Origin of the sequence: Solibacillus sp. R5-41 (genome assembly GCF_002736105.1) — a bacterium.
In the GTDB taxonomy this organism is placed as follows: Bacteria; Bacillota; Bacilli; order Bacillales_A; family Planococcaceae; genus Solibacillus.
Map to the genome: position 1 here is coordinate 133,612 of NZ_CP024123.1, position 16,407 is coordinate 150,018.

General features: G+C 37.0%; 19 protein-coding genes and 1 riboswitch. Of the genes, 15 read left to right on the forward strand and 4 right to left on the reverse strand.

Going from position 1 to position 16,407, the window contains the following annotated elements; translation table 11 throughout:
* The first annotated feature begins 185 nt into the window (after window positions 1-185).
* The 7 genes from CSE16_RS00665 to CSE16_RS00695 all read left to right on the forward strand — a co-directional run bounded on the left by CSE16_RS00665 (window position 186) and on the right by CSE16_RS00695 (window position 6,387).
* The gene (locus CSE16_RS00665; protein ID WP_099422095.1) at window positions 186-929 is read left to right on the forward strand and encodes an SDR family NAD(P)-dependent oxidoreductase; all 744 of its coding nucleotides are present in this window, start codon (window positions 186-188) and stop codon (window positions 927-929) included.
* Between the two features lie 174 nt (window positions 930-1,103).
* Complete coding sequence (locus tag CSE16_RS00670) at window positions 1,104-1,700, forward strand: TetR-like C-terminal domain-containing protein (RefSeq protein ID WP_157764733.1); 597 nt, start codon at window positions 1,104-1,106, stop codon at window positions 1,698-1,700.
* Between the two features lie 484 nt (window positions 1,701-2,184).
* Complete coding sequence (locus tag CSE16_RS00675; RefSeq protein WP_099422097.1) at window positions 2,185-2,505, forward strand: YbjQ family protein; 321 nt, start codon at window positions 2,185-2,187, stop codon at window positions 2,503-2,505.
* A 3-nt stretch (window positions 2,506-2,508) separates the two neighbouring features.
* Window positions 2,509-2,742, forward strand: a complete 234-nt coding sequence (locus CSE16_RS00680; protein WP_099422098.1) for a hypothetical protein — start codon at window positions 2,509-2,511, stop codon at window positions 2,740-2,742.
* Between the two features lie 123 nt (window positions 2,743-2,865).
* Window positions 2,866-3,459 carry an RNA polymerase sigma factor gene (locus tag CSE16_RS00685; RefSeq protein WP_099422099.1) on the forward strand — a complete coding sequence of 198 codons (594 nt, stop codon included), beginning with the start codon at window positions 2,866-2,868 and terminating at the stop codon, window positions 3,457-3,459.
* Entirely contained in the window at window positions 3,431-4,564 is a 1,134-nt protein-coding gene (locus tag CSE16_RS00690; protein WP_099422100.1) for a DUF4179 domain-containing protein, read from the forward strand. The genes CSE16_RS00685 and CSE16_RS00690 overlap by 29 nt, the downstream gene beginning before the upstream one ends.
* 611 nt (window positions 4,565-5,175) lie before the next feature.
* Window positions 5,176-6,387 (forward strand): NupC/NupG family nucleoside CNT transporter, encoded by a 1,212-nt coding sequence (locus CSE16_RS00695; protein ID WP_099422101.1) that lies wholly within the window; start codon window positions 5,176-5,178, stop codon window positions 6,385-6,387.
* Between the two features lie 212 nt (window positions 6,388-6,599).
* Here CSE16_RS00695 and CSE16_RS00700 read toward each other — a convergent pair whose 3' ends face one another.
* A complete protein-coding gene (locus CSE16_RS00700; RefSeq protein ID WP_253896137.1) occupies window positions 6,600-6,749 on the reverse strand; it encodes a hypothetical protein in 150 nt (49 codons plus the stop codon).
* A 38-nt stretch (window positions 6,750-6,787) separates the two neighbouring features.
* Here CSE16_RS00700 and phnX point away from each other — a divergent pair, with 38 nt between their 5' ends.
* Window positions 6,788-7,411 carry a phosphonoacetaldehyde hydrolase gene (phnX, locus tag CSE16_RS00705; protein ID WP_099422102.1) on the forward strand — a complete coding sequence of 208 codons (624 nt, stop codon included), beginning with the start codon at window positions 6,788-6,790 and terminating at the stop codon, window positions 7,409-7,411.
* A 345-nt stretch (window positions 7,412-7,756) separates the two neighbouring features.
* On the opposite strand, the gene CSE16_RS21215 is transcribed toward phnX, so the two are convergent.
* From CSE16_RS21215 to CSE16_RS00715, 3 genes are all read right to left on the reverse strand, one after another.
* A complete protein-coding gene (locus tag CSE16_RS21215) occupies window positions 7,757-7,933 on the reverse strand; it encodes a YfhD family protein (RefSeq protein ID WP_371514515.1) in 177 nt (58 codons plus the stop codon).
* A 175-nt stretch (window positions 7,934-8,108) separates the two neighbouring features.
* Complete coding sequence (locus tag CSE16_RS00710) at window positions 8,109-9,017, reverse strand: EamA family transporter (protein ID WP_099422103.1); 909 nt, start codon at window positions 9,015-9,017, stop codon at window positions 8,109-8,111.
* A gap of 16 nt (window positions 9,018-9,033) precedes the next feature.
* Entirely contained in the window at window positions 9,034-9,597 is a 564-nt protein-coding gene (locus tag CSE16_RS00715) for a GNAT family N-acetyltransferase (protein WP_099422104.1), read from the reverse strand.
* A 146-nt stretch (window positions 9,598-9,743) separates the two neighbouring features.
* Here CSE16_RS00715 and CSE16_RS00720 point away from each other — a divergent pair, with 146 nt between their 5' ends.
* From CSE16_RS00720 to cobJ, 7 genes are all read left to right on the forward strand, one after another.
* Window positions 9,744-10,694: a carbohydrate kinase family protein gene (locus CSE16_RS00720; RefSeq protein ID WP_099425710.1), complete on the forward strand. Its 951-nt coding sequence runs from the start codon at window positions 9,744-9,746 to the stop codon at window positions 10,692-10,694.
* Between the two features lie 13 nt (window positions 10,695-10,707).
* On the forward strand, window positions 10,708-11,121 hold the full coding sequence (locus CSE16_RS00725; RefSeq protein WP_099422105.1) for a protein-tyrosine phosphatase family protein: 414 nt from the start codon (window positions 10,708-10,710) through the stop codon (window positions 11,119-11,121).
* Window positions 11,122-11,287: 166 nt separating this feature from the next.
* On the forward strand, window positions 11,288-12,406 hold the full coding sequence (locus CSE16_RS00730; protein WP_099422106.1) for a helix-turn-helix domain-containing protein: 1,119 nt from the start codon (window positions 11,288-11,290) through the stop codon (window positions 12,404-12,406).
* Window positions 12,406-12,606 (forward strand): PLD nuclease N-terminal domain-containing protein, encoded by a 201-nt coding sequence (locus CSE16_RS00735; RefSeq protein WP_099422107.1) that lies wholly within the window; start codon window positions 12,406-12,408, stop codon window positions 12,604-12,606. Before CSE16_RS00730 ends, CSE16_RS00735 begins: the two co-directional genes overlap by 1 nt.
* Window positions 12,603-13,505, forward strand: a complete 903-nt coding sequence (locus CSE16_RS00740) for an ABC transporter ATP-binding protein (RefSeq protein WP_099422108.1) — start codon at window positions 12,603-12,605, stop codon at window positions 13,503-13,505. The genes CSE16_RS00735 and CSE16_RS00740 overlap by 4 nt, the downstream gene beginning before the upstream one ends.
* On the forward strand, window positions 13,492-14,274 hold the full coding sequence (locus CSE16_RS00745) for an ABC transporter permease (protein ID WP_099422109.1): 783 nt from the start codon (window positions 13,492-13,494) through the stop codon (window positions 14,272-14,274). The genes CSE16_RS00740 and CSE16_RS00745 overlap by 14 nt, the downstream gene beginning before the upstream one ends.
* 81 nt (window positions 14,275-14,355) lie before the next feature.
* Window positions 14,356-14,537, forward strand: a riboswitch (cobalamin riboswitch).
* A 153-nt stretch (window positions 14,538-14,690) separates the two neighbouring features.
* Window positions 14,691-16,400: a precorrin-3B C(17)-methyltransferase gene (gene cobJ, locus CSE16_RS00750; RefSeq protein WP_099422110.1), complete on the forward strand. Its 1,710-nt coding sequence runs from the start codon at window positions 14,691-14,693 to the stop codon at window positions 16,398-16,400.
* Window positions 16,401-16,407: the final 7 nt, after the last annotated feature.

Sequence of the window (16,407 nt, forward strand, 5' to 3'; positions counted from 1 at the left end):
ATGGGGTTATTTGTAAATCTATAAATTATGCAGTTTATTAATTTTCGTACTTAATTACTTGTTTTACTTTAAAAAGTATGAAATTTCATATTTAATTATTGCAAAATTAGATATTATATGATAAAAATTTAATTGTTAGATAATTTATATTTTGTAAATTAAATAATTACTTGGAGGTCTTCAAAATGAGATTACAAGGTAAAGTAGCGATTATTACAGGTGCAGCAAACGGTATGGGTGCTGAAGAAGCAAAACTATTTGCAAAAGAAGGCGCGAAAGTTGTTGCAACGGATTTTAATGAAGCAAGATTACTTGAAGTGGAAGCGGAAATTAAAGCTGCCGGAGGTGAAATAACAACTATTAAGCAAAATGTTACTTCTGAGGACGAATGGAAAGTGGTCGTGGCAAAAACAGTTGAGTTATATGGTAAAGTCGATATTCTTGTAAATAATGCGGGCGTTGCGAGTCCAAATAGTTTCGCTAATATGGAAATGGACGAATGGAACTCCGTTATGGATATCAACTTAAATGGTTGTGTTCTAGGAATGAAATACTGTATTCCAGAAATGAAAAAAGCAGGCGGCGGTTCTGTCGTTAATATTTCTTCTATTGGTGGTATTGTAGGGATGGCGGGATCAAGCCCTTATACAGCTGCAAAAGGTGCGTTACGTGCCTTATCAAAATCAGCTGCAGTTGAATATGGAAAAGATAAAATCCGTGTGAACTCTGTACACCCGGGTATTATCGTAACACCTATGACAGCTCCTTCAATGGAACTGGCAATGCCTTATTATGAACTACATACGCAATTACCTTACTTTGGTAAACCAGAAGATGTAGCGTATGGCGTAGTATTTTTAGCAAGTGATGAATCTAAATTTATGACGGGTGCAGAGCTTGTCATTGACGGTGGATGGACAGCACTATAAAATTATGGAATCATGGAATGAGAGCAATCTTGTTCGATGATTCTTTTTATTTTCATTTAGTGGGAGTCTAAACTCCCACTAATTCAAAATCTGGACGCAATTAAGCCAAGGTGAAATTGACTAATAGATCTTCAAACAAGATTAAAGGAATTTATACAGATAGGTGTGATGTACTTGAAACTGGATGCAAGACAAGTTAAATCCATAAAAAAAATGCATAAAGCATATCTTTCATTACTCATAAAATCGCATGAAAATATGTCAATTCACAATATTTGTTTAGAAGCGGATGTAACGAGGCCAACTTTTTATAAATTTTACAAGGATCCAATGGAACTTCGCCTACATTTGCATGAAACTTTGTTGCAAGATTTAAAGGCATGTTTGAAAATTAGCCATCCAAAAGAAATGGCGGATTTTGGTCCAGAAGAATTGCCAGAAAATATGTTGGGGCTCTTTGAACATATTTTAGAAAATCAATTAGCCTATGAGGTTTTATTAGTTAATAAACCAGATGGATTTTTTATTAAAGCATTTAAGGAAATTTTGCTGCAGTATATTGAAGATGGAATTGCCACGACAAAATTTCTGCCAAAAGATATACGAGCGGAAAAGATGTTTATTTTTCATTATGTGGTAGGTGCTTATATTGAGAGCATTACTTGGTGGCTACAGAATAACTGTAAGCAAGATACTTCTTATATGGCGTTGAAATTACTCGAGCTTTCCTTGCACGGTCCCTATAAAATAGAAATTGAATGGAAAAAGTAAATTAGTTCCAGGTACATGGATGTTCATGCACTTGGAGCTTTGTAATAATGAGCGCCCTCTGAACAGGGAAGTCTATTCAACGTTCAGCACTTTGAATCTTTCTTTCCCGGGAGTAGTCATAAGCGCATATGTTTTATCGTTATATTCAATTAGTGTAAATAGACTTATTTGATTGGCAATATTATTTAAGTTATTCATCCGTTCCTCTTTACAGAAAATGGTTTCTTAGTGACAGCTATTTACTTTCAATACTTTGCTGCTGAATAAAGGCAGGTTTATTACTTTAGAAGTAAACTCTCATATTGGATAAATGTATGTTATTAAAGAAATAAAGCCCCAAATAAGTGCTAAGTGCCATAATTTTGTTTTCTTCAGGATATATCCAACTGATTCATTGTCATATAATTGGTTAAAATCCATAATTTTCAACGTTTTATTGTATAATAAATAAGTAAGTATCTTTTTTTATAAGGGGCGGATTCATATGATTATCGTAACAACTGAAAACATTGCGAATCATCAAATTACAGAAGTAATAGGTCCGGTATTTGGTTTAACTGTAAGAGCTAGAGGGATTGGAAAAGATATCGTTGCTTCACTAAAGGGGCTTGTAGGTGGAGAAATCAGCCAGTATACAGAAATGCTTGAAGATGCTAGAAAGCAAGCAATGGATCGAATGGTGCAAAATGCTTCGGCAATGGGTGCAAATGCGATTATTATGATGCGTTTCGACTCAGGTGAAATCGGTCAAAATATGAGTGAAATTGTAGCATACGGAACAGCTGTTATTGTGGAAAAGAGATAGCCAATGGTATGGATTTTAGGGTTTTATGGTATCCAATTGTTAATTCTTATTGTTTTGATAATCGGATCATGGTTCTTTTGGGATCGCCGCTTCAAAACAAAACACGGCAAGCAAGTTCCAAAAGGTTTCGAACGTACAAATGAGATATCAATTGATCCGAGTACAAATAAGCGATTAATCGTTTACTTCAATCGAGAAACTGGCGAACGGTTCTATAAAGAAGAAAATAGCAAATAAAATGAAAAGGCGCCTGCTTCAAACAGGTACCTTTTCATTTTTTATTTTACAAAAATATTTTGCCATAGCTGTCACAAATGGCTACCAATTTCAGTTATATATGTAAGAGAGGAGGGGAACGTTTTGACTGCATCAAATACATCCAAGGAAAAGGTTGATTTAGCTATAAAAACGATCGTAGAACAAGTTCAATCAGGTGATGTCCATGCCTATACCGAAATCATTCGTAGCTTTCAAAAACAAATATATATTTACTGCTATTATTTATTAGGAAACAAGGAAGAAGCGGAAGATGCTGCACAAGATATTTTTATAAAAGGTTTAGAAAACATTCGTAATTTTTCTTATACGGTCTCATTCTCAGCATGGCTTTATAAAATTGCGCATCATCATTGTATTGATTTACTTAAAATGAAAAACAAAGGTTATAAATTTTGGACAAGCTTTAAAAAGGAACAAGCATACGACCAGAGTCATAGACAAGCGTACGAATATGACGATTTCATTCATGAATTATTAGAAAAGTTAAATGTGGACGAAAGAAGGATTCTGCTGCTCAGGTCGATCGAGGAATATAGCTTTGATGAAATTGCTTCGATTATGGAATTGAAATCAACGACGGTTCGAAAAAAATATGAGCGATTACGTAAAAAATTGCTGAAAGAAAAAAAGTTAGGAGGGGAAATTTATGAACACTCGCTCAAAACAGGAGGATAAAGAGGTAGATCAATTAGAAAAAATCATTCGAGAAACACCTGTGGAAGTGGATTTAGTAAATCGGACAATGAGCAAATATGAAAGTAGTCGTGATACAAAGCCGTCTGAAAAAATTAGAACCCGTAAGAAATTGCGTCAAAGAGTCATAATGATCACTGCCTCCGCAGCAATGATTTTTAGTTTGATCATTGTTACGGGTTTAATTTCACCAACGATGGCTGCGACGATGAAAGAAGTGCCCTTATTCTCCTCTATTTTTAAATTTGCAAGGGATCTTGGTCTACAAGCCGCGGATGAAAAGGGGCTCTCAACAAAATTGAATACAAGTGTTACGCATGAAGGCTTTACATTAAATGTAACAGAAGTAGTGTATGACGGTACACGTGTTGTTATTGGGATTGAGCGCCCTCATAAAGAAGGTGAATCTTCAAACGAAACTTTATTAGATCGAATTAGTGATATTGACTTTTTACTAAATGGAAAAGTAATGGATCCCACTATTTTTAGTGGTACTCTTATGCATCCAACTAAGGATAATAATTCCGCAATTTTTGAATTTGCAGATATGAAAAATCAAGGAGGGGAACCTTTTCCTAAACAGTTTAATTTAACGCTTTCTACTACAATTAAGGGTATTTCTGAACCTTTTACATTTGATATTCCCATGAAAAGCATAGGTGATAATAATGTAATTTTACAACCGAAGCTAAGCCGCCAACACAATAATATTCAGTTTTCTATTGACCAAATTGAGCTCACGCCGATTACAACGTTAATCACGACAAGAACTGCTTTACTGGATAAATCCATAATGATAGGTTCTCAGGAAAGGATTCATATAAAGGTATTTGATGAGCAAGGACATGTATTACAATGGTCTAGCGGGATTGGGGGGCGTGAAACAAATGATGGCAGTAGCGATTTTATTAGTGGTTTACGCTCTGAACCATTTGAAACCTTACCAAAAGCTCTTACAATCAAACCGTATATCTATCTTTATAATGAATACCCAAAAGGATCATTTAAAATGGATGAAAATGGCGAACCCATCATTCAATACATTCCAGAACTAGAGGTGACAATACCGATTAACTCACAACAATAAGATAGTAGAGTAAGTGAGACAGTCCGTACTTTTTTTATTATCCAGCATTCACTTTTATAGCGTTTTTACAAATATTACTTTCATACAATATGAACCAGGGGCTGTCCCAAAAAAGTTTTTTGAACTTAAAATGTGCAAAATATGAAGTGCCGAAACGTTAATTTAACATCGTTTCGGCATTTTTTAATTAAAGTAATTTAAAAAAATGTAGTTGTAAAGACATTAGTTGTATTAATTATATCTAGTTTAGAAGAAAGAGCATTGATATTAATACTAGCACTCTTAATAGTTACCGCTTAAATTTTTCCAATGGATTGGAGGATGTTTATCAAAAATTCATTTATTTCGAAAAGTGTTTTCTTCGATACTTGTTTGAATGAAAAAGGAATCTTTAGTTCAATCTATAGAGAACTTCAATACAGGATATTGTGTTGGCGAAAATCATGATGAACTCATTTTGGATTTATCTTGATAAATCGGAATCATTCGTCATTTTACAACTTACTAACTTTTTGTTAAAATTGCGTTTCAAAGACTGTCGAAAATTGTCGAAAAATGAATTTTCAAAAAACGAGAGTTCTCTTCCCAAAAATATTAAGAAGGTGTCTATTATGAACGTGCTATGGGGAATTGGCGGTATGTTTACCGTCTTATTAATTGCTTTTCTTTTATCTAGTGCTAAAAAGTCAATTAAGTGGCGAACAATTTTAGCAGGATTAGCGATTCAACTTTTATTTGGTTTTATTGTTTTGAAATGGGAAGCTGGTCGTGAGGTACTTGTAGGTTTCTCCAACGGAGTACAACATTTAATATCTTATGCGAATGAAGGAATTTCTTTCGTATTTGGACCTGCAGCAGATACAGAAAATTTTGGGTTTGTTTTTGCGTTTCAAGTATTAACCGTTATCATTTTCTTCTCTGCTTTAATCTCAGTTTTATATTATTTAGGCATAATGCAATTTTTTATTCGCATTATTGGTGGAGGACTTTCAAAAATCCTTGGGACAAGCAAGGCCGAGTCGATTTCAGCAGCTGCGAATATTTTTGTCGGTCAGACAGAAGCACCACTTGTCATTCGACCGTTTATCAGTAAAATGACGAAATCTGAGCTATTTGCCGTTATGACAGGTGGGTTAGCATCAGTCTCTGGTTCCGTTTTAGTTGGGTATGCATTGTTAGGTGTGCCTCTAGAATACTTACTTGCAGCGAGCTTTATGGCCGCTCCTGCTGGATTAGTTTTAGCTAAAATTATGATTCCAGAAACGGAAGTTATCGATGAAGGAAACTTTAAGTTAGAAAAAGATGATTCTTCTGCTAATGTAATTGATGCAGCTGCACGTGGAGCAAGTGATGGGATGAAGCTTGCAGTGAATGTTGGAGCGATGCTACTAGCTTTTATAGGTATTATCGCGCTGCTTAATGGTATACTTGGTGGTTTAGGAAGTTTCTTTGGTTTTGAAGGCTTAACACTTCAAGGGATTTTAGGTATCCTGTTTTCACCATTAGCTTTTGCAATTGGTGTTCCGTGGGAAGAAGCTGTACAAGCTGGTTCGTACATTGGGCAAAAACTTGTGTTGAATGAGTTTGTTGCTTATTCATCATTTGCGCCAGATATTGCAGAGCTTTCTGATAAAACAGTTATTGTAGTAAGTTTCGCTTTATGTGGGTTCGCAAACTTAAGCTCAATGGCAATTTTGCTAGGTGGCTTAGGATCATTAGCACCAAATCGCCGTACAGATATTGCGCGTTTAGGAATTAGAGCTGTTACTGCGGGGATGTTAGCATCCTTATTAAGCGCGGCAATAGCAGGGATGTTTATTTAAACCAGAAAAAATAATTTAGTTTTGGCACCTACTGTACATGTACAATAGGTGCTTTTTTAGTCTTGAAAAATAAGATTTTTATCCTATTCAATTAAAATCAACTGAATACCCATATCGGAATAAAAAAGGGTTACATAAGTATGGTCGTTAAATCTTATATTTTCAATTACACTTAAACTAAAGGAACACGCTGAACGTTAATACCTGCACTTTTATTGTTTATAGATATTATCATTTAAATGGGCATCTGTAATAAAGTAATCTAGTGAGCAAATTTTTATCGCAAAATCCCGTTCGAATTTTGTATGGTCCGCTACAACGTATATGGTTTGTGCTGCGCGAACGATATTTCGTCTTGTCAAAACTTCCTCAAAGCTAAAATCAGACAAACCATTTTTTAATGAAATACCGCTTGCCTCGTATTCATGTGAAATGGCAAGAAGTACATGGAAATCCATTCAACGAAGAAGATGTGAATCGATTGTATGAGCAGTTTGAGAAACAATTAATGGTTTCTCTTGCTGAATATACAACACCAATCCCGGGTGTCATTGAAACAGTAGAATGGTTGCGTGCTAACAATATTAAAATTGGTTCAACTACAGGATATACAAAAGAAATGATGATGGTTGTAGTACCGGAAGCGAAGAAAAAGGGGTATTCACCAGATCATATTGTCACACCGACCGATTTAGCAAACGTGGGACGTCCATATCCATATATGGTTTTTGAAAATATGCGTCAACTACAATTAAGCAATGTGCAACATGTTGTCAAAGTAGGAGATACATCTTCAGACATTAAAGAGGCGCTACATGCTGGTGTTTGGGCAGTAGGGGTTATTGTTGGGAGCTCAGAAATGGGTGTTAGTGAGGAAGAATTTCAACAGCTAACAACAGAGCAGCAACAACAGCTTATTGAAAAAACACGTGTGAAGTTTGAATCATACGGTGCACATTTTACAATTGAAACAATGCAACAGTTACCACAAATTGTAGGGGAAATTGAAGCAAACTTGGAATAAACAATTTTTTATAGCATCAAAAGAATTTAAAATCTCTTTAGGCTGCTTGATTTACATGTCAAATGGGGGTGAAGTAGCCCAAATTTATTAGAATCACCACCCCTTTTCATATCAAAATAAGGCACTTCTTGTTCAGTTTTGAACAGGAAGTGCCTTAATTAATTACGCCTTGGCATAATTGTGTCCAGATTTTTTTCGAGCTTGCTCGAAAAAAATCTGTGACATCCGCCGGGGGTTTAACTTGATTCATCTCACACTTATAGAAGTGGAGGACGTCTACTGAAGCAAGTTAAATGGTATGAAGGAGCTTTTGTTGCGCATGTTAATAGTCTAAATGAAAAATTTCTATTTTTTAGTTTTCGTTTCTGAGACTGATTTCATAAGATCTGTAAATTCTTTAGAAAATTCCTCTCTCACTTTGTTGGGGGCAATCTTTTGGTTTTTCGGTGTTTGGGGTAAGGAACCTTTGTTACTGCTTTTACCTTGTTTATTATCTCTTCCCATGATTATCTCTCCTTTCATTTTGAATCCTTCTTAATATGGCATGGAAACCGTTTTTTAATCACAAAAAATAAATTAAATTGACCAGAAAAGTAATTAACGAACCACATCTTTTTCAACAATTTATATGAACGATAAAAAAACCAGCATATCGAAATATACTGGTTAATATCTAAAATTTAATAATAATAAAACTTTATTCAGCTGGAGCAGAGACTTTGTGCCGTTTTCTCGCGGCGAAATAAGAAGGTAAAACCATACCGATTAACACGAGAATAATTCCTCCTACTTGTATTGCTGTTAACGTTTCTTTTAACACGATGACAGATACGATAATCGCAACGGGTAATTCTACCGCGCTAAGTATCGGAACAAGTCCTCCTCCAACTTTCGGTGCAGCGACTGAGAATAATAAAATTGGTAAAATAATGCCGAAAAGTCCGAGCACTAAACCGAATTTCCATAAGCCTGCTGTAAGTTGTCCATTCCAAATGATTTCAGGTGATAGGAAGATTGAAACGACGATAAGTGAAACGATGGATAAAATAAATGTTCGTCCAATCATTGTCACCCCTGCTACTGGACGCGCATTAATTTGTAAAAAACCTGCGAAGCTAAAGGCAGCTGCAAAACCAAGTACCCAACCTTGCCAAGCAATTTGTGATAAATCGACATCAATAATGCCTGCTGCAAGAATCGTCCCGGCCAATAAAAACGCTAATGAAATGAGTTCTATGCGGCTTGGGGGACGCTTTTTAATAATGCAGTCCATAAATAGACCAATCCAAGTAAATTGGAAGAGCATAACAACTGCGAGTGAAGCTGGTAAATAATTTAAAGATTCTCCGTAAACAATTCCGGTAAAGGCAGTTAACACACCTGCACATATAAGGAAAAATACGTCGGATTTCGTGAGCTTTGGTAATGTTCGCTGTGTCGCGATAAATAACACGAGGGCAAGTAAAAAACCAAAAACATATTGGCTAGTAACGGCCTCGGAAGAAGTGTATCCATGTTGCATTGCTACTTTTACGATTGTCGATAAAATACCGTAACTACTAGAGGCAATGACAATCATTAGGGGGTAAATCCAATTTGCTTTCATGTTGTTCCGTCCTATTCTAATGAAGCGATTTCACCATATGATGAAACGGTTCGTCTATAATTGTCCAAGGCTCTGTGACATCAAAGCCCATACGTTCATATAAACGACGTGCATCAAGTTTTTCGAGTTCTACATTTAATGATAATTTTTGGTATCCTAGTTTTCGCCCATGTTCTTCAGCGAATTGAAGAAGCTTTGTCCCAATACCGAGACCGCGAGCCTCTTTTGACACACAAATGGTATCAATATAATATTCGTCCTCATGAGCTTCCACATCAATCGTTAGGCGAATTCCTTTTTGCGCAAGCTGTGCTTCGAGCTGGCTATCAAGTATTGCCCCTTTTATTCCATCATATAAAACAACAATCCCTTGCACTGTATCATTTGCTACAGCAACAAATGTATTCAAATAGGAATGTCTGTTTGACGTTTCTTTTACAAGCTGTTCTAAGGTAGCAATTATTTTTGGTAATTCTTGCTCGCCCGTCAAATTATTGGCTATATCTCCAATCGCATCAGAAATTAAAGGAGCAATTGCTTTTGCATCGGCAATTTCAGCTTGTCTAATAAAAATGTTCATATTAAATCCTCTCCTTATCCAACAAATTATAACAGAAATCTGAACAGTAAGCTGAAATGGAATAGTTCAGAATAGTTTAAAGCTTTATCGAAATCATAGTTCTATGGTAAATTAAGAGGAATAAAATGTCGGAGGTTAGACAACTCATGAGTCAGTCAGACAAGGATTTCATTTTAGTATATGGAGATGCTTTTGTTGATTATATCGCAAATGACCAAACGAATACGTCATTTACAAAATATCTAGGTGGTGCAACGATTAATGTTGCGGCAGGCATTAGCCGAATTGGTGCTCCATCTGCGCTTATTACCATTACAGGGGATGATGAAACATCTCAATTTTGTCGCGAGGAAATATTAAATGAAGGCGTAAATTTAGATTATGCAATTTACGACCCAAGTAAACGTGTAAGTGGCGTTTATGTACATTTAAACGAAAATTGTGAGCGTGAATTCAAAGATTATATAGACGAGACTCCAGCGCTGCAAGTGTCACCGGTGCAATTACAAGAGGCAGCATTTAAACGCGCTTCTATTTTTAATGTGTGCTCAGGGACAATGTTTGAACCGACAGCACTTGCAACGACACGTGCTGCGGTTGACATGGCGAAGGACAAGGGTGCTATTTTAGCGATTGATGCGAATATCCGTCCATTGCGTTGGAACTCAGAGCAGCAATGCCGAGAAACGATTGCTTCATTTTTTGAAGATGCGGATATTTTAAAACTTACGGATGAGGAACTATTTTTCTTAACAGAAACGGATACAATCGAGGATGGCTTAGCAAAATTAGACGAACTATTAGTGCCGATTGTACTTATTACAGTTGGGGCTGACGGTGCTTATGCGGTATTGAATGGTGAGATTATCCATGTAACGGTAGACCCTATCGTTCCAGTAGATACAACAGGTGCTGGAGATGCCTTTATGGCAGGCGTTTTGCGTTATGTTCATTTTAATGGTCTTCCAACTGTCGTAGAAGAATTAATTAAGTGTGTGTCATTTGGCAATAAATTAGGTGCAATGGCAGCAACTAAACCAGGAGCTTTAACGGCACTACCAAGTTTTGAAGATATTAAGCATCTAATTGAAGAATAATGGAGGGATCGCAATGAATCGTCATTATAATGAGTTAGTAGTAGGTCGAATTTTTATTGGCAGTGCTGAGGATACCGAACAAGCTGTCCTATCCGAGCAAATTGATACGGTATTTGATGTACGTGTCAATGGACGTGAAGGTGAGCAAGCATACAACTATATTCACGCACCGATTACCGAAGAGGCAACAGCTGAAACAATTAAAGTAGGCGCGGTAAAATTAGCAGAAGCTTATCAAGCGGGTGAAAAAATTTATATTCATTGCGGTAGTGGCACAGGCCGTGCGGGTGTAATGGCTGTGGCGACATTATTAGAAATTGGGGTCACATCGAATTTGGATGAGGCAATCTCACAGGTGAAAAACGCACGTCCAGCAGTCAAAGTACGTGAAAACATGCAGGCTGCTCTTGAAACACTTTATAAATAATTTTAAAAACGAAATCGCTCTTAATTAAGTGATTTCGTTTTTTTTGTTGTATTTAAATTTTGTTTTGCAACTATTGGTTGACAAATGCATAAAAAATTAACGTACATTCGCTATTTTTTTCCATTTAATTTCATTATAGTGAGTAGTAAGAGGAGGCATGCACCACATGCAAAACTTTCAATTTGCCCAAATATTTACGGAGCGCCGAAAAGAACTACAGGTTACGCAAGAACAAATTGCGCACTATGTCGGTGTATCACGCGCGGCAGTTTCGAAGTGGGAGAAGGGGCTCAGTTATCCCGATATCACACTTTTGCCGAAGCTCGCGACTTATTTCAATGTGTCGATTGATCTTCTTCTGGGTTATGAACCGCAAATGACGAAGGAGCGGATTATGTCTACTTATGCAACGTTTGCCATAAGGCTTGGGAATGAGCCGTTCGAACAAGTAGATCAACAAATCGACGAAATGTTAGCAGAATATTACTCATGCTTTCCATTTTTGTTAAAAATAGCGCAACTCTATATGAATTATTATCCGAAATCTACTAATCCTGATCAAATATTAGAAAAATGTCTTACACTATGTGAGCGCATAAAAACGCAAAGTCACCATTATCAGCTATCTAATGAAGCGAAGATTTTAGAGGCCTATATTTATATAATGCAAGGAAAACCAGAGCAAGTGCTTGAATTATTAGGAGAAGAAGCGGTCGTGCAATACGGCTCGGAGCAACTTATTGCAACGGCGCATACAATGCTTGGTGCTCAACATAAGGCGAAGGAAGTTTTACAAGTAAGTATGTATCAACAAACAGTTGGGTTAATCTCAAATGCAACGGAAACACTATTGCTTGAAATTGATCATTCCGCTTATTTTGAAGAAACAATAAAACGTACGCAGCAGTTGCTTGATACTTTTCAAATTGCGAATTTAAATCCTAACATAGCGCTCGTTTTTTATATTAAAGCAGCCGGTGGTTATATGATGAAAGATCAAACAGAGCAGGCGCTTCAAATGATTGAGCGCTACACAAAAGTTTGCAGCACATTAAAATTCCCACTGGAGCTAACGGGAGATAGTTATTTTTATAAGCTCGGTCAATGGATTGATCAGCAGGAGCGAATTGATAAACAAGCACCACGAGATAATTTGTCGATTAAAAAGGATCTTGTCGCAAGCGTTACAAATTATCCATTGTTTAGCGCATTACAAGATAATGCACAATTTAAAATCATCATGACGAATTTACAAAATCATTTACAACTAGAGGAGGAATTATAGTGGAAGAACTAGCGAGTTTGAACTGGGCACTAATTGCACCGCTACTCATTTTACAATTTATATTGGCCCTTGTTGTTATCGTTGATATAGTGCGTAACGGCGCAACGAATGGACCGAAATGGTTATGGGTGATTGTTTCATTATTTGTTACAACAATTGGACCGATTTTATATTTTATTTTTGGACGTAAAAGCCAATGATGTGTATTCAAGTAGAGCAATTATCAAAACAATTCGGTGAGCAAGAAGTTGTCGATCACGTGTCGTTTACACTGGAGGAACATACAGCTACCGCCCTCATTGGTCCGAATGGCGCGGGTAAAACGACAACACTATCGATGCTAGCAGGATTATTGCAACCAACAAAAGGTCAAATTATTATGCCAGGCATTACCGATATTCGAAGTGCAATTGGCTTTTTACCACAGTATCCACAATATTTTTCATGGCTAACAGCATTTGAATATTTGGAAATGACGGCGTGTTTAAGTGGTATGGAAAAACGAAAGGTCAAAAAAGAAGCACAAAAAATATTAGAATTCGTCGGTCTTGGTGCGTCGATGAATAAAAAAGTAGCAAACTTTTCAGGTGGTATGAAGCAGCGTTTAGGCATCGCGCAAGCTATTATCCATCAACCTAAATTATTGCTGCTAGATGAACCGGTTTCAGCGCTTGATCCTGTTGGACGTAGAGAGATTATGAACTTGCTAAAAGAGCTTCAACAGCAAACGACGATTTTGTATTCGACTCATATTTTAAATGATGCGGAGGAAATGACTGATCAAGTGCTCTTTTTACGGAACGGACAGCTTGTAGAGCAAGGGTCTCTTCAGCAAGTGCGTTCAAAATTTGATGAGCCACGTTATAAAATTCAGTTTGCATCAAGTGAAGAAGCAAGGCAGTTTACTAGTCAATCAGAGCTTGTAGCAAAGGCTGAACAAAATATTGTTTATGTGGATATAAGGAACGAAATACCGTCGATGCATCAGCTGCTTCAGCGTTTAGCGAGCGCGCCTTATCGAGTTGTAAAAGTGGAGCGAGAGACAGCGAGTTTAGAAGAGATATTTATGAAGGTGGCGGGAACAAATGAAACAATTTAATACATTGTTATTAAAAGAATGGCGTGAAAGCTTGCGTAGTTTTAAATTTATTTGGATTCCGATTGTCTTTGTTTTACTTGGTGTGAGCGATCCGCTCCTCAATTATTTTTTGGAGGACATTTTGAATGCAGTCGGTAATATGCCAGATGGATTTGCGATGATGATGCCCGAACTTCAAGCGGTGGACTTACTTGCTGCTTCTATGGGTCAGTTTCAAACAATCGGATTAGTTGTATTAATCGCAGCATATATCGGTACATTTAGTAAGGAACGTCAAAATGGCACCGCGACACTGTTATATGTACGTCCAATTTCTTTTACAGCCATGTTTTTAAGCAAATGGATTGTAGCAAGTAGTGTGGCAATCATTAGTGCAACAGCTGGCTATGCAGGAAGTGTTTATTATACGGTACTTTTGTATGGCAAGGTAGACCCTGCTCGCTTCTTGGCGATGCTTGGTACGTATTACACATGGCTTCTTTTAGTAATGGCCATTACTGTGGCAATGAGTGCGGCATTCAAAACACCGATTGCTACGGCGATAACGATTATTTTGATTCCCATTGGTTTGTTTATTGATGCAATAATTGGCGGTTTTTGGACGGTTACCCCATATAAATTGTCAACATACGGCATGCGTTTTATTGATGAATCGGTAACGATGCCAACGTTTTGGTGGACATTAACAATAACCGTTTTATTAATGCTTGCCTTTAATATTATAGGAATTTACTTTAGTAAAAAGCGAGCGAGTACGGTAAAGGTCTAGTATTTATATGAAGCAGGAGCTGCCAAATCAATTATAAAATAGTTGTAATATTTCATTTATATGGTATTGTAAAGTCATAATTTAATAAACTATTAAATGAGTGCTTATATTTTGAGATTAATAGGGAAATTAGTGAAAATCTAATGCAGCCCCCGCTACTGTAATAACTGATGAAATCACAAATATCACTGTCTAAGGATGGGAAGATGTGAGAGTAAAGTGAAGTTTAAGCCAGGAAACCTGCTTATTTAATTCGATTACTTACTTTTCGGTGGGAGAAGTGTAGATGAGAACTCAAATATGGCAGATCGTAGTAGATTCTATTTTTCGAAAATACGGTTTTTTGTATAAATTTTCAGATACCCAAACTTCTTTTATAAAAGAAGTTTGGGTTTTTTTTATTGGAGGGGAATGTTTTGAGTAAAGGAAAGATTTTTGTAGTGGGGTTTGGTCCTGGAGACCGAGAACATATTACAAAAAGAGCCGTCGATGCATTACAGCAAAGTAATCATATTATGGGTTATAAAACTTATGTAGATTTAATTCGCCATTTAGTAACAGCACAAACAATTGTCAGTACGGGTATGACCGAAGAGGTGTCGCGAGCGCAAGATGCTGTTAAACAGGCAGAGGCAGGAAATATCGTTGCGGTAATTTCGAGTGGTGATGCGGGCGTATATGGAATGGCTGGTTTAGTGTATGAAGTTTTAATTGAAAAGGGTTGGACCGAAGCAACAGGTATTGAGGTAGAGGTTGTACCGGGAATTTCAGCGATTAACTCCTGTGCGAGCTTACTAGGTGCACCAGTTATGCATGACTCTTGTACGATTAGTTTAAGTGACCACTTAACACCATGGACAGTCATTGAAAAGCGTATTGAAGCGGCGGCGATGGCGGATTTTGTAATAGCGTTCTATAATCCAAAATCAGGGCGGAGAACACGTCAAATTGCAGAAGCACAGCGAATTTTGCTGAAATATCGCTCTCCTGATACACCGGTAGGGCTGGTGAAAAGTGCTTATCGAGAAAGTCAAAATATCGTGTTAACGAATTTAGCGGAAATGTTAGATCATGACATTGGTATGTTAACGACAGTTGTAATTGGGAACTCATCCACGTTCTTTTACGATAATAAAATTATTACACCACGTGGATATCAAAGAAAATATACGCTTGGTGATGAAAAACAAGTTTGGAAACCGCATCAACGTTTGAAAAAAGAAGCAGAACCATGGGCGCTTGATCAAGAAACAGGAGAAGCGCAATCCGGCTATGAAAAAATAGAGGCAATTAAAGCAGGACAAAGCCCCAAAATAGTGTCTTTGAAAGAAGTAAGTGTAACTACTGTAGAACCAGTGCCAACAAAACTCCAACAACCTACAGCGGAAAAGTCAGCGCTTGAGATGGCAAGAATGGCATTAGCTTGTATATCAAACGAACCTGAGAAAACGGATTTTTTAGTACAGCAAGCAATCGAATCGATTTTTGAATTTGCCGTTTCACCAGGGGTAGCGAATAAAATGATTACACCAAAGCAAATGAAGGTACTTGCTGAAGTGGTTGGGGAAAATGGAACGCTAGAATATACACCAGATCATCGCTTTCATGTAAAAATCCCTACTGAAGCACCAGAAAAAATTGTTGGAATATTACGTGAAACTGGATTGTACGTGCTACCTATGGGGGATGTATTAAACATAAAAGCATGTGATTTTTGTTATGGAGAGAAAGCAGAATCTATTCCATATGCTGAGGAAATTATGGATACGCTTGCCGGTTTGAAGCTACCAAAGGAACTTCATGTTGGTTTTAATGGCTGTGGAATGGCTTGTTATCGCGCAGTTTTTGATGATATTGGAATTGTGTATCGTAAAAAGAAATTTGATTTATTTATTGGTGCCAAGCCAGTCGGTCGAACGGCACATGCAGCACAGCCAGTAGCAGAGGGATTAGAGCCAGATGAACTAATACCGTTATTAACGAAAATTGTTGAGGAATATAAAGAGCATGCACATCCAAACGAGCGCTTCTTTAAATACTTTAAACGCGTGAAGAAAATTGCCCATTTCACATACCAAGATATGAGCTGCAAAATTAAAGTAGAAGAAGCACCATGTGGAGATTAGGAGGAGT

Excerpts from the sequence above, each read along its gene's own strand:
- CSE16_RS00665 (WP_099422095.1), top strand. The coding sequence starts at position 186 with ATGAGATTACAAGGTAAAGTAGCGATTATTACAGGTGCAGCAAACGGT.
- CSE16_RS00675 (WP_099422097.1), top strand. The coding sequence starts at position 2,185 with ATGATTATCGTAACAACTGAAAACATTGCGAATCATCAAATTACAGAA.
- CSE16_RS00680 (WP_099422098.1), top strand. The coding sequence starts at position 2,509 with ATGGTATGGATTTTAGGGTTTTATGGTATCCAATTGTTAATTCTTATT.
- CSE16_RS00690 (WP_099422100.1), top strand. The coding sequence starts at position 3,431 with ATGAACACTCGCTCAAAACAGGAGGATAAAGAGGTAGATCAATTAGAA.
- CSE16_RS00695 (WP_099422101.1), top strand. The coding sequence starts at position 5,176 with ATGAACGTGCTATGGGGAATTGGCGGTATGTTTACCGTCTTATTAATT.
- phnX (WP_099422102.1), top strand. The coding sequence starts at position 6,788 with ATGAAATACCGCTTGCCTCGTATTCATGTGAAATGGCAAGAAGTACAT.
- CSE16_RS21215 (WP_371514515.1), bottom strand. The coding sequence starts at position 7,933 with ATGAAAGGAGAGATAATCATGGGAAGAGATAATAAACAAGGTAAAAGC.
- CSE16_RS00710 (WP_099422103.1), bottom strand. The coding sequence starts at position 9,017 with ATGAAAGCAAATTGGATTTACCCCCTAATGATTGTCATTGCCTCTAGT.
- CSE16_RS00715 (WP_099422104.1), bottom strand. The coding sequence starts at position 9,597 with ATGAACATTTTTATTAGACAAGCTGAAATTGCCGATGCAAAAGCAATT.
- CSE16_RS00720 (WP_099425710.1), top strand. The coding sequence starts at position 9,744 with ATGAGTCAGTCAGACAAGGATTTCATTTTAGTATATGGAGATGCTTTT.
- CSE16_RS00725 (WP_099422105.1), top strand. The coding sequence starts at position 10,708 with ATGAATCGTCATTATAATGAGTTAGTAGTAGGTCGAATTTTTATTGGC.
- CSE16_RS00730 (WP_099422106.1), top strand. The coding sequence starts at position 11,288 with ATGCAAAACTTTCAATTTGCCCAAATATTTACGGAGCGCCGAAAAGAA.
- CSE16_RS00740 (WP_099422108.1), top strand. The coding sequence starts at position 12,603 with ATGATGTGTATTCAAGTAGAGCAATTATCAAAACAATTCGGTGAGCAA.
- CSE16_RS00745 (WP_099422109.1), top strand. The coding sequence starts at position 13,492 with ATGAAACAATTTAATACATTGTTATTAAAAGAATGGCGTGAAAGCTTG.